The sequence below is a fragment of the Streptomyces sp. NRRL B-24572 genome, from assembly GCF_002156145.1.
Lineage (GTDB): Bacteria > Actinomycetota > Actinomycetes > Streptomycetales > Streptomycetaceae > Streptomyces > Streptomyces vietnamensis.
This window is the reverse complement of record NZ_MWIG01000138.1, coordinates 1-11,807: the sequence shown is the minus strand read 5'-3', so window position 1 is coordinate 11,807 and position 11,807 is coordinate 1. Positions and strand designations below refer to the sequence as shown.

Here is an 11,807-nt window from a genome sequence, read left to right as displayed (position 1 = left end):
GGTTGTCCTTGTTGGTGTCCACCAGACACACCGACTGCCAGGTACCCAGGGCCAGTTCACCTCCGATCACAGGGATCGTCGCATGCGGCGGCACGATGGCCGGCAACACGTGGTCGCGGCCGTGGCCCGCGCTTCCATGGCGGTGCTGCCAGCGTTCGTCCGCGGGGAGGAGCTGGTGCAGGACGGCCAGAAGGTCACTGTCACTGCCCGCACCCGTTTCGATCAACGCCACCCCCGTGGTCGCGTGCGGTGTGAAGACGTTCAGGAGTCCGTCTCTGCCCTGTGCCACCTCGGCCAGGAAGGAGGAGCACTCCCGGGTCAGGTCGTAGACCGTTTCCGCTGCCCCGGTGGTGATGTCAAGGATGCGGCTCTGGAATTCGTGGCTCATGCCCCCATGGTGGGCGGACGGAGCTTTCCACTCAAACCTCACACGCGGACGACTCGGCAGGGCCCCGGGGCACGGTCCGGGACGAGGAGAGGGACCGGGCGGGGACGGAGACCGGTCGGGTGCTTCTCATTCCGCGCTTCCGGGGCCGGCGCCGAGGTACGCCTCCCGCACCGTCGGGTCCGCGTGGATCTCGGCCGCCGTGCCTTCGGCGAGGACCCGGCCGAGGTCGAGGACCACGACGCGCGAGCACAGCTCCATCACGAAGGCCACGTCGTGCTCGACGAGCAGCACCGCGCAGTTCTCCTCGTCGGCCATGTGACGGATGACGGCGGCGAGTCCGCGGCGCTCCTCTGCGGTCGTCCCGGACGCGGGCTCGTCCAGGAGCAGGACCCGGGGCGGATCGGCGAGCGCCCGGGCCAGTTCGACCATGCGGGCCTGCCCGACGGGCAGGCCGCCCGCGTACGAGTCGGCGAGCGCGTCGAGCCCGCACTCGTGGAGCACCGCGGCGGCCCGTTCCCGGTGGCGGCGCGCCGCGGGCCGTACGCCGCCCCGCCAGTCCTGCGCGACGAGGAGATTGTCCGCGACGGTCAACTGGCCGAAGAGCTGCTGGCGTTGGAAGGTGCGGCGGATGCCGTGCCGGGCCCGCCAGACGGGGGACCGGCGGGTGATGTCCGTACCGTCGTACGCGATCGTTCCCGCGTCCGGCCGTCGCATCCCCGACAGCACGTCGAAGAGCGTCGTCTTGCCCGCGCCGTTCGGCCCGATGAGGCCGCAGATCTCACCGGGGCCGACGGAGACGGTCACGTCGCGCAGGGCGTGGACGCCGCCGAAGCGGACGTCGATCCCGCTCGCGTGGAGCAGCGTACGGCTCATCGGTGGACTCCCGTCCCCAGGTAGGCCTCGGCGAGCCGGTCCCGGTCCACCTCGGACCTCGGTCCGGACCAGGCGATCCCGCCCTGTGCGAGGTACGCGACGGTGTCGGCGATGCCGAGCACCTCGGCCGCCTTCTCCTCCACGAGGACCAACGCGGTTCCCTGGTCGCGGAGTTCGGTCAGGAGGCGGAAGACCTCGTCCACGACGCGGGGCGCGAGACCGAGGGACGGTTCGTCGGCGACGAGGACCGCCGGCGGTCGCTGGAGGAGCGGCGCGAGGGCGAGGAGCTGCTGCTCGCCGCCCGACAGGGACCCGGCGGGGACGGCACGGCGGGCGGCGAGCACGGGGAAGCGTTCGTACACGGCGTCGCGGTCCTCGGCCTCCGTCAGCTGCAGGGCGAGGTTCTCCTCGATCGAGAGCCCGGCGAAGATCCCCCGCCCCTCGGGGGCCAGCCGCACCCCGCGGCGTGCCCGGGCGACCGCCGCGTCGCGGGTGGCGTCCTCGCCCCGTACCCGTACGAGACCGCGGGCCGGCCGCAGCTGTCCCGCCGCCACCCGGCAGAGGGTGGACTTCCCTGCCCCGTTGGGCCCGAGCAGCACCAGCACCTCGCCGGCGCGCACCACGAGGTCCACACCGTGCAGCACGGGCGCGCCGCCGTATCCGGCGTGTACGCCGCCGAGTTCGAGCGCGCCCGGCAGCTCACCGCGCGATCCCGCGGCCGCGCCTCCGGCACCGGCGTTGAAGGGCCGGGGCTCGGTCGCGCCCGACCCTCCGCGCGAAGCCGCGGCCGGGCCAGGGGCGTCGACGTGCGGTTTCGTCGTTCGCGCGGTGGTGTCGGTCCCGCCTCGCGAGACGGGGTCGGCCACCCCGGCTCCCGCACCACCCCGCGGCGCGGAGCCGCCGCCCTCCCCGGGGGTCCGGGGGCGGAGCCCCCCACGCGGCGGAGCCGCAGACGTCACGGTCGGGAAGGGGCGGGGCGGGGGTACGGACCCCGCCACGGGTCCCCGCGTCACCCCCGCCTTCGCCGCGCGCCGCGCGGCCAGCCTCGACGGCAGCGCCGCGCAGTACCCGTCCGGGTCGTTCGCCAGCGCGAGCCCCGCCAGGCCGAAGAGGATCACCGGCAGATGCGCGGACTCCGTCACGTACTCCGTCATCAGATGCGGGACCACCGCGAAGACGAGGCCCGCCACCACCGCGAACTGCGGTCTGCGCACCCCCGCCGCGACCACGACCGCCAGCCAGACCAGGCCGGTCATCGCCGTGAAGTCCGTGGCCGTGATCCTGGTGTTGTACGAGGCGTAGAGCACCCCTCCGAAGCCCGCGAGGCCCGCCGACACCGTGAAGAGGAGGAGCTTCGTCCGCACCACCGAGACGCCCGACGCCGCGGCGGCCTCCGGGGCCGAGCGGACCGCGAGGACGGCCCGGCCCCAGCGGGAGCCGCGCAGCCGGGTGAGGAGCGCGACGAGCACCCCGCTGAGCAGGACGAGGGCGAGCCCCATCGCCCGGTCGTCGCCGAGGTCCACGGGTCCGGCCACCGGCCGCGGGATCTCCCAGCCCGTGTCGCCGTTGCGCAGCCATCCGAGCTGGAAGAGCACCTGGTCCGCCAGGAAGGCGAGCGCCAGGGTGGCCAGGGCCAGTGTCCTGCCCCCGAGCCGCAGTGCGGGCAGCGCGACCACCGCGCCGAGCAGGGCCGCGGCCGCCGTTCCGGCGGCCGCCGCGGCGACGAAGGGCCAGCCGTGGCTCATCAGCAGTCCCGCGACGAGGGCGGCGGCGGTCACGAACGTCGCCTGGGCCAGCGACACCATCGCACCGAGGCCGGTGACCACCGTGAACGACATGAACACGAGCCCGATCGCGAGTCCCTGGGCCAGGATCCCGCTCCAGAAGGGCGTGGTGACGGTGTAGAACGCCGTGCCGAGGAGCACGCCGGACACCAGCCACGCGCCCCAGCGGCGGCCCCTGCCCTTCCCGGCGAGGTATTCGACGGGCGGTGGGTCCGCGGCCGCCGTGCCCGCCGCGCGGCGGCGCCGCCGACCCAGGAGGACGAGACCGGCGAAGAGGATGAGGAACGGTACGGCCGTGCGGAAGCCGGTGACGTCCTCGGCGAACGACGCGTACCCCGCCACCAGGTTCTGCAGCACCCCGAGCCCGAGGCCGCCGGCGAAGGCGAGCGGCACCGACGCGAAGCGGCCGAGGACGGCGGCGGTGGCCGAGACGAACAGGAACAGCGTGTAGTCGTGCGCGGAGAGCCCGAGGAGCGGGGTGGCGAGCACGCCGGCGAGGCCCGCGAGGCCGGACGACAGCATCCACGCGATCGAGGACAGCCGGTCCGCGCTGATGCCCCGCAGCTCGGTCAGCGCCCGGTCGTCGACCGCCGCCCGCAGCCGCAGGCCGAGCCGGGTGTGCCGCATCAGGGCCCACAGCCCGGCCGCCGCCAGGGCGGTGGCGATCCAGGTGATCAGCTGGTCGGAGTCGATGCCGACCCCGTCGAGCGGCTGCCAGGACACCGCGGGGCTCGGCCCGACGCCCGGCAGCCCGAACTGGTTCTCGGCGGGCTTGACCGGGGCGCCCGCCCGCTCCAGGAGTTCGACCACCCACAGTCCGGCCGCGGGCAGCGCGACGAGCAGACCGATCGTGGCCACGATCTGCGCCGTCTCACCGACCCCGGCCAGCTTCCTGAACATCAGCCGGTCAAGGCCCCAGCCGAGGCCGGGCGCCACCACGAACACCAGGAGCAGGGCGGTGGGGACGGCCGGCCGGCCGAAGCCGGAGTGGAGCTCGTAGAAGGCGAGCGCGCAGAGGTAGGCGGTGGCTCCGTGCGCGAAGTTGAAGAGCCCGGAGGCGGAGTAGGACAGGACGAGGCCGGTCGCGAGCAGCGCGTACAGCGCGCCCGAGACCAGCCCGCTCAGGACGAATCCCAGCAGGTCACCCACGTGACGCGCCCCTCAGCCGAAGGGGATCGGCGGATAGCACTTGAACGGCACGGCCACCTCGTACCGCCCGTTCTTCAGCCGGACGAGCGCGCCGCAGCCGAAGCTCTCCTTCTGCCCCTTGGGCTCGGCGCGGTCGCCCACGAGCGTCCCGGTGTCGGAGAAGCCCCGGGCGGCCTTCTGGAAGGACTCGACGGTGAGGTCCTTGCCGGCCTTCCGGGCGATCGAGAGGAAGAGGTCGGCGCTCATGTAGCCCGTCATCATGTGCATGTTGAGGGGGACGTCCTTTCCGCCTGCGGCCTTCTTGATGTCGGCCTTGAACTGCCGCATCGCGGGGCTGTCCGACTCGAAGGGCTGGAACTGCAGCAGCACGTGCACCCCGTCGAGGGCCTGCTTCGTCGCGTCCTTCGCGAGCAGCCCGGGGTCGTAGTCCGTCGGGTCGGAGATGACGCCCTTGTAGCCGGACCGCTTGAGCGCGGTGAACAGGCCGATGTTGTAGGGCGTCTGCATCACGGAGACCACGGCGTCGGGTGCGCGGCCGCCGGGGCCGGAGCGGAGGATCTCCTTGGTGTACGCCGACCAGTCGCTGGGCATCGAGGTCGCGGGCACCACGGCCTTGGCGTACGCGACCTGGAAGCCGGCCGCCTTGAACCCCTGGGTGAAGGTACGGATGCCGAACTTGCCGGCGTCGCTGTCGCCGGCGATCAGCGCGACCGACTTGCCGTGCGCGCCGCCGAGGACGGCCGCGAGGCCTTCGGGCCAGGTCTGGTTGAGCGTGCCGCCGGGCATCGGGACGAGGCAGCCGTTGAAGCCGTAGAGGTGAGCGGGCCCGCAGAACGAGGGGAGCGTTCCCCAGCCGACCGTGGGGACCTTCTGGGCGTCGAGGAAGTCGGCCCCGGCGAAGGTGACCGAGCTCAGCGGGGAGACGGCGAAGACCTTGTCCTGCTGGACGAGCTTGCGGGCCGCGGCCAGGTTCCTGGCGGGGTCCTGGCCGTCGTCCTCGGCCCCGAGGTACTCGATCTTCCGGCCGTTGATCCCGCCCTCGGCGTTGGCCCGGTCGTAGCGGGCGCGGGCGCCGAGGTCGGTGTCCTTCTTGGAGTAGCCGCTGGCGGTCGTCATGGAGACGATGCCGCCGACCTTGACCGTGTCGGCGGTGACTCCGCGTACGGAGGAGGAGGAAGGGGCGCTTCCTCCGGTGGAGGCGGAGTTGCAGGCAGTGACGAGGAGCAGGGCGAAGGTGGCGGCGATGACGCGCAACGGTCGAGGCACGGGCGATCCCTCCGTCGGGTGACCGCATTCTGTGACCGGACTGATGAAGCGTCAATAACTGATGCAGCGTCAATTGACGATGCGTCAGACCTCGGGCGTCCCCGTGGGGGCCGGGCGGCGGGCGTAGGTGAAGAGGTGGTCCTCGGGCGCCGCGCGGTCGTCGTCCGGGTCGAAGACCGACAGCTCGTGGTGGAGCACGTCGAGGCCGCAGTCCTCCCGCTGGAGGCGCAGGTACTCCTCCACCGAGAAGCTGGAGACCCTGACCGTACGCTCCATCCAGACGATCTCCACGTCCTCCACGTCCGCGGGCACGGTCGCCGTCACCAGGAAGCCTCCCGGCGCCAGCCAGCCCGCCATGCGCTTCAGGACGGCGGCCGCCTCCGCCCGGCTCATCATCATCAGCGGGAAGAACGCGCACACCGCGTCGAAGCGGCCCTCCGGCGCGTCGAAGGCGCGCACGTCGCACTGCTCGAAGCGGGCCCCGGGCACCTGCGCGCTCGCGAGGGCGACCATCTCGCCGGACACGTCGATGCCGGTCACCTCGCAGCCGGCGCGCACCAGGAGGTCGGCCACCGGGCGTCCGGTCCCGCTGCCGACGTCGAGGACCCTGGCCCCCGCGCCCAGCCGTGCGGTGAGCCACTCGATCGCCGCCAGCTGGGCCGGCAGCCGGACGAAGGCACGTTCGTACTCGATCCCCAGGCCGTCGAACAGTTCCGCCGCCGACACCGGCCGCCCCTTCGTCGCGTCGTGGTCCATTCCGCGTTCCCTCCGTCGTGGGTGGGTGATCAGGATCCGTACCACGGGCAGGCCTACCCGTCCCGGGCTTTCCCGCAACGCGGGCGAAGCGCGAATCGACGGCCTTCCGGACCGTGTGGGCGAGGACGCGGGCCCCGGCCGGTCACCGGCGCAGCGGGGCACCGGCCGGCGGGCCCGCCCCGGCTGCCGGAAGGCCGACGGGGAATCCCGCCCGGCCCCGTGCACGTTGCACCCTCCGTGAGCACCTTCCTCGACGGCATCCGCTTCTCCGTCCTCGACCGCTCCCGCACCCGGGAGGGCGAGGACGCCCCTCAGGCGCTGCGCGACACCGTGCGCCTCGCCCAGGAGGTGGAGGCCCTCGGTTACCACCGGTTCTGGGTGTCGGAGCACCACGGTGTGCCCGGGGTCGCCGGTTCGGCGCCCACGGTCCTCGCCGCCGCCGTCGCCGCCGCGACCTCCACGGTCCGGGTCGGTACGGGAGGGGTGATGCTCCCGAACCACCGGCCGCTGGTCGTGGCCGAGCAGTTCGGGGTGCTGGAGTCCCTCTTCCCGGGCCGGATCGACATGGGGATCGGCCGCTCGGTGGGGTTCACGGACGGCGTCCGCCGGGCCCTCGGCCGGGCCAAAGAGGAGGCCGACCGGTTCGGGGAGCAGCTCGCCGAGCTCCTCGGCTGGTTCACCGGCGAGCAGACGGCCCACCCGCAGGTGCACGCCCGGCCCGCCGAGGGCCTGCGGGTGCCGCCCTTCGTCCTCGCGACCGGGGAGGGGGCCGGGACCGCCGCGGCGGCCGGGCTGCCCCTGGTCATCGGCGACCTGCGCGGCCGGGACCGGCTCCTCAAGGCCGTCGACACGTACCGCGCCGCCTTCCGCCCGTCCCCGTGGGCCGCCGAGCCGTACGTGGTCGTCGCCGGGACGGTCGCGGTGGCCGCCACCGAGGCGGAGGCGCGGCGGCTGCTGATCCCGGAGGCCTGGTCACTCGCGCACTCGCGCACCCGCGGCACCTTCCCGCCGCTCGCCGCTCCCGAGCGGATCGAGGGGCTGTCGATGACGGAGAAGCAGCGCGGTTTCTACGAGGCGGGGCTCGAAGGGCACGCGTACGGGACGGAGGAGCAGGTGGCCGAGGCGCTCGAGCGGGCGGTGAAGGAGACCGGGGCTCAGGAGGTACTCGTCACCACGAGCACGTACGACCGGGCGGCGTTGAGCGAGTCGTACCGCCGTCTCGCCCGGGCGGTGGGCCTGACGGCGCGGGGCGCCTGACGAACGGGGACCGAACGGGGCCGACCAGGGCCGACCGGGACCGACCGCAGCCGACCAGGGCGGACCGGGGACCGACCGCAGCCGACCGGGGACCGAACGGGGCAAACGCTCACCATTCGATAAGGTCGCCGCATGCACGACACGCCCCACGATCCGTACGTCCGCGTCCGAGGCGCCCGCGAGCACAACCTCGCCGGGGTCGACGTCGACATCCCGCGCGACGCGCTCGTCGTGTTCACCGGGGTCTCCGGCTCCGGCAAGTCGTCACTGGCCTTCGGGACGATCTACGCCGAGGCCCAGCGCCGCTACTTCGAGTCGGTGGCCCCGTACGCGCGGCGGCTGATCCACCAGGTGGGGGCGCCCGCGGTCGGCGAGATCACCGGGCTGCCGCCCGCGGTCTCCCTGGAGCAGCGCCGGTCCTCGCCGAACGCCCGCTCCTCCGTCGGTACGGTGACCACCCTCTCCAACTCCCTGCGGATGCTGTTCTCGCGGGCCGGGGACTATCCCGAGGGTGCGAAGAGGCTCGACTCCGACGCCTTCTCCCCCAACACGGCGGCGGGCGCCTGCCCTTCGTGCCACGGCCTCGGGCTGATCCACGACACCAGCGAGGAACTCCTCGTGCCCGACCCGGACCTGTCGATCCGTCAGGGCGCGATCACCGCCTGGCCGGGCGCCTGGCAGGGGAAGAACCTGCGGGACGTCCTCGACACCCTCGGCTACGACGTCGACCGGCCGTGGCGGGAGCTCGACGCGGAGGACCGTGAGTGGATCCTCTTCACGGACGAGCAGCCGGTCGTCACCGTGCACCCGGTGCGGGAGGCGGACCGCATCCAACGCCCCTACCAGGGCACGTACATGAGCGCGCGCCGCTATGTGATGCGCACCTTCTCCGACTCGAAGAGCACGTCCCTGCGCACGAAGGCGGAGCGCTTCCTCACCAGTTCGCCCTGCCCGGCGTGCGGCGGCGGCCGGCTGCGGCCCGAGGCCCTCGCGGTCACCTTCGCCGGCCGGAACGTCGCCGAGCTCGCCGCCCTGCCCCTCACGTCTCTGGCCGGTCTCCTCTCGACGGCCGTGGCGACCGCGGCGCAGCCCTCGGAGACGGCGCGGGTCCTCACCGAGGACCTCGTCGCCCGGATCGGCACGGTCACCGAACTCGGCCTCGGCTACCTCAGCCTGGACCGGGCCACCCCCACCCTCTCCAACGGCGAGCTGCAGCGGCTGCGGCTCGCCACCCAGCTGCGCTCCGGCCTCTTCGGCGTGGTGTACGTCCTCGACGAGCCGTCCGCCGGACTGCACCCGGCCGACACCGAGGCCCTGCTCGTGGTCCTCGACCGGCTCAAGGCCGCCGGGAACTCGGTCTTCGTCGTCGAGCACCACCTCGACGTCGTCCGGCACGCCGACTGGCTCGTGGACGTCGGCCCGCGCGCCGGCGTGCACGGCGGGCGGGTGCTGCACAGCGGCCCGCCGGACGAACTGGCCGGTGTCGAGGCGTCCGCGACCCGACGGTTCCTCTTCGACCGGGCACCCGCGCCCGCACGGACGGTGCGGGAACCGGCGGGCTGGCTGCGGCCGGGACCGGTCACCCGGCACAACCTGCGGGCGGTGGACACGGCCTTCCCTCTCGGCGTCCTCACCGCCGTGACGGGCGTCTCGGGCTCCGGAAAGTCGACGCTCGTCGACGCGCTGAGCGAGGAACTACCCGGGGTGGGCCGCCTGGTGACGGTGGATCAACGCCCGATCGGCCGTACCCCGCGCTCCAACCTGGCCACGTACACCGGCCTCTTCGACGTCGTGCGCAAGCTCTTCACGGAGACCGAGGAGGCCGGGGCGCGCGGGTACAAGGCGGGCCGCTTCTCCTTCAACGTGCCCGGCGGCCGCTGCGAGACCTGCCAGGGCGAGGGCTTCGTCTCGGTGGAACTCCTCTTCCTGCCCAGTACGTACGCCCCCTGCCCCGACTGCCACGGCGCCCGCTACAACCCCGAGACGCTCCAGGTCCGGCTGCGCGGCCTCACCATCGCCGAAGTCCTCGACCTGACCGTCGAGTCCGCCGCCTCCTTCTTCGACGGCACCCCCGCCGCCGCCCGGAGCCTGCGCACCCTCCTCGACGTGGGCCTCGGCTATCTACGGCTCGGTCAGCCGGCCACCGAGCTGTCCGGCGGCGAGGCGCAGCGCATCAAACTCGCCTCCGAACTCCAGCGGCCGCGCCGCGCCCACACCCTCTACGTCCTGGACGAGCCGACGACCGGCCTGCACCCGGCCGACGTCGAGGTCCTGATGCGCCAGCTCCACGGCCTCGTGGACGCCGGGCACTCGGTGGTCGTCGTCGAGCACGACATGGACGTCGTCGCCACCGCCGACTGGGTCGTCGACCTCGGCCCCGGCGGCGGCGACCAGGGCGGCCGCGTGGTCGCCGCCGGACCGCCCGCCGAGGTGGCCGCGTCCCGGGAGAGCCGGACGGCCCCGTACCTGGCCAGATCGCTGTACGGCTGACCCGGTACGCTCTCCGGCACACGAGCCGGGGGGACGGGAACGACGTGGCACTGCGGGACAACGACCCACGTGAGATCGGTGGTTACGCACTCCTGGACCGGCTGGGCTCCGGCGGCATGGGCACGGTGTTCCTGGCCCGGGCCGAGTCGGGGCGGCCGGTGGCGCTGAAGATCGTTCACGAACAGTTCGCCGCGGACGCGGAGTTCCGTACCCGGTTCCGTCAGGAGGTACGGGCGGCGCGCCGGGTCAGCGGCGCGTTCACCGCGCCCGTCGTGGACGCGGACCCGGATGCCGCGCGGCCGTGGATGGCGACGGCGTACGTCCCCGGGCGCACCCTCCGGGACCGGGTCGAGTCGGAAGGCCCGCTGTCCGGGGCCGAGTTGCGGGTCCTCGCGGTGGGGCTCGTCGAAGCGCTCCGGGAACTTCACCAGGTACGGGTGATCCACCGCGACCTGAAGCCCGACAACGTCCTGCTCACCGAGGACGGCCCCCGGGTCATCGACTTCGGCATCTCCCGCGCGCCCGACCACCAGACGATGACCGTCACCGGCCGGATCCTCGGCACGCCCCCGTACATGTCCCCGGAGCAGCTCTCGGCCCCGCACCGGGTCACCCCGGCGTCGGACGTCTTCTCGCTCGGCGCGGTCCTCGTCTACGCGACGACGGGCCGGGGGCCCTTCGACGCGGGCAGCCCCTACATGACGGCGTACAACGTCGTCCACGAGCCGCCGGAGATCGCGGAACTCTCGGGGACGGTACGGGAGATCGTCCAGTGGTGCCTGTCGAAGGAGCCGGGGGAACGGCCGGGGCCGGACGACTTGCTGGCGGCGTTCCGGAAGGCCCCGGAGGAGGAGTGGGGTGCGCGGCCGGGACTGCGTACCGTCGCGGCCGCGCACCCGCTCCCGCCCGACTGGCAAGCCCCCGCCGCCTGCGCCGTCGCCCCCTCCTCGTCGCCCTGACGACAGCGTTGGCCCTAGCTGCGGGCACGGGGGCGTACGTCGCATGGCGCGAGACCCCCGGGGCCCGTACGGCCACGGAGAAGCCGGCCTCCGTCCCGGCACCCCGTCCGAAGACCACTCTGCCCGCGGCCTCCGTCATGGCCGCCGCGAACGAGTACGTACCGACATACGGAGGCGACGGAGGCAACATCAATGCCTACTCCGACACGCCTTCCCGCCGCCCTCGCAACTGGCACGCCTGGACGGCAAAGCAGAGCAACGCTCAGTGCGTCTACTCCGAGTCGTCTCTCATCTGCGCGTCCATCAGCACCGAGGGCGAGGCTCCCCGAATCTCGCGGATCGACGCATCAGACGGGCGGGTGCTCTGGGCCGTCCCCGCGCACGTCACCTCGGACGTGCCCGTCGTCGTGAAGGGCACTGTCGTCGCGGCGGTGGACGGCGGACTGGCAGGGTTCGCTCTCGCCAACGGGCGTTCTCTCTGGACCCGGTCGGCCGACGGGACGGTCGGCAAACCCACGACGGACGGCACACGAGTGTACGGCGCAACGATGCCGGGCGGGATCGTCGCGGTCGACGCCGCCAGTGGCGAGCTGCGATGGCGACATGACCTTCCGGCGCGGGGCATGGCGCACCTGCGTGTCCGTGTGGCCAACGGGTTGGTCCATGTGGTGACGCCGGAGAAGACGGGTGTCGCCGAGGGTCGGATCGTGCACACCCTGTCCGCCGACGACGGGAAGACCCGGTATACGACACGGCTGTCGCAGCCGTGCGACCCCTGGAGCCTGAAAGTGGTCCCGCTGCGTGGTCGCGAGGTGCCCGGAAGGTTCCTGTGCGACGCCTTCTCCGAGCGGGAGGCCCTCAGTGGATACGTGATGCAGTGGCCGG

Annotated in this window: 9 protein-coding genes; 4 read left to right on the top strand and 5 right to left on the bottom strand. The window is 73.2% G+C overall.

What is annotated here, in order from left to right:
• The 5 genes from CCN56_RS09025 to CCN56_RS09005 all read right to left on the bottom strand — a co-directional run.
• A partial coding sequence (locus tag CCN56_RS09025; protein WP_086825312.1) for a YjbQ family protein occupies nt 1-388 on the bottom strand: 388 nt, incomplete at its 3' end.
• A gap of 126 nt (nt 389-514) precedes the next feature.
• Complete coding sequence (locus CCN56_RS09020; protein ID WP_086825311.1) at nt 515-1,261, bottom strand: ABC transporter ATP-binding protein; 747 nt, start codon at nt 1,259-1,261, stop codon at nt 515-517.
• On the bottom strand, nt 1,258-4,194 hold the full coding sequence (locus CCN56_RS41710; protein ID WP_107484117.1) for an ATP-binding cassette domain-containing protein: 2,937 nt from the start codon (nt 4,192-4,194) through the stop codon (nt 1,258-1,260). The genes CCN56_RS09020 and CCN56_RS41710 overlap by 4 nt, the downstream gene beginning before the upstream one ends.
• A gap of 12 nt (nt 4,195-4,206) precedes the next feature.
• Nucleotides 4,207-5,460, bottom strand: a complete 1,254-nt coding sequence (locus CCN56_RS09010) for an ABC transporter substrate-binding protein (RefSeq protein ID WP_086825309.1) — start codon at nt 5,458-5,460, stop codon at nt 4,207-4,209.
• Nucleotides 5,461-5,544: 84 nt separating this feature from the next.
• Nucleotides 5,545-6,216: a class I SAM-dependent methyltransferase gene (locus CCN56_RS09005; protein WP_086825307.1), complete on the bottom strand. Its 672-nt coding sequence runs from the start codon at nt 6,214-6,216 to the stop codon at nt 5,545-5,547.
• 237 nt (nt 6,217-6,453) lie between these two features.
• Here CCN56_RS09005 and CCN56_RS09000 point away from each other — a divergent pair, with 237 nt between their 5' ends.
• The 4 genes from CCN56_RS09000 to CCN56_RS08985 form a co-directional block, all read left to right on the top strand.
• Nucleotides 6,454-7,473: an MsnO8 family LLM class oxidoreductase gene (locus CCN56_RS09000; RefSeq protein WP_086825305.1), complete on the top strand. Its 1,020-nt coding sequence runs from the start codon at nt 6,454-6,456 to the stop codon at nt 7,471-7,473.
• Nucleotides 7,474-7,605: 132 nt separating this feature from the next.
• Nucleotides 7,606-9,963: an excinuclease ABC subunit UvrA gene (locus tag CCN56_RS08995; RefSeq protein WP_086825303.1), complete on the top strand. Its 2,358-nt coding sequence runs from the start codon at nt 7,606-7,608 to the stop codon at nt 9,961-9,963.
• Nucleotides 9,964-10,007: 44 nt separating this feature from the next.
• Nucleotides 10,008-10,922 carry a serine/threonine-protein kinase gene (locus CCN56_RS08990; RefSeq protein WP_086825301.1) on the top strand — a complete coding sequence of 305 codons (915 nt, stop codon included), beginning with the start codon at nt 10,008-10,010 and terminating at the stop codon, nt 10,920-10,922.
• Nucleotides 10,923-11,059: 137 nt separating this feature from the next.
• Nucleotides 11,060-11,807: PQQ-binding-like beta-propeller repeat protein (locus CCN56_RS08985; RefSeq protein WP_179199757.1), on the top strand; the 748-nt coding region annotated here is incomplete at its 3' end.

Bases quoted from the DNA above. Each gene is read 5' to 3' on its own strand.
- CCN56_RS09020 (WP_086825311.1), bottom strand. From the start codon at position 1,261: ATGAGCCGTACGCTGCTCCACGCGAGCGGGATCGACGTCCGCTTCGGC.
- CCN56_RS09005 (WP_086825307.1), bottom strand. From the start codon at position 6,216: ATGGACCACGACGCGACGAAGGGGCGGCCGGTGTCGGCGGCGGAACTG.
- CCN56_RS08995 (WP_086825303.1), top strand. From the start codon at position 7,606: ATGCACGACACGCCCCACGATCCGTACGTCCGCGTCCGAGGCGCCCGC.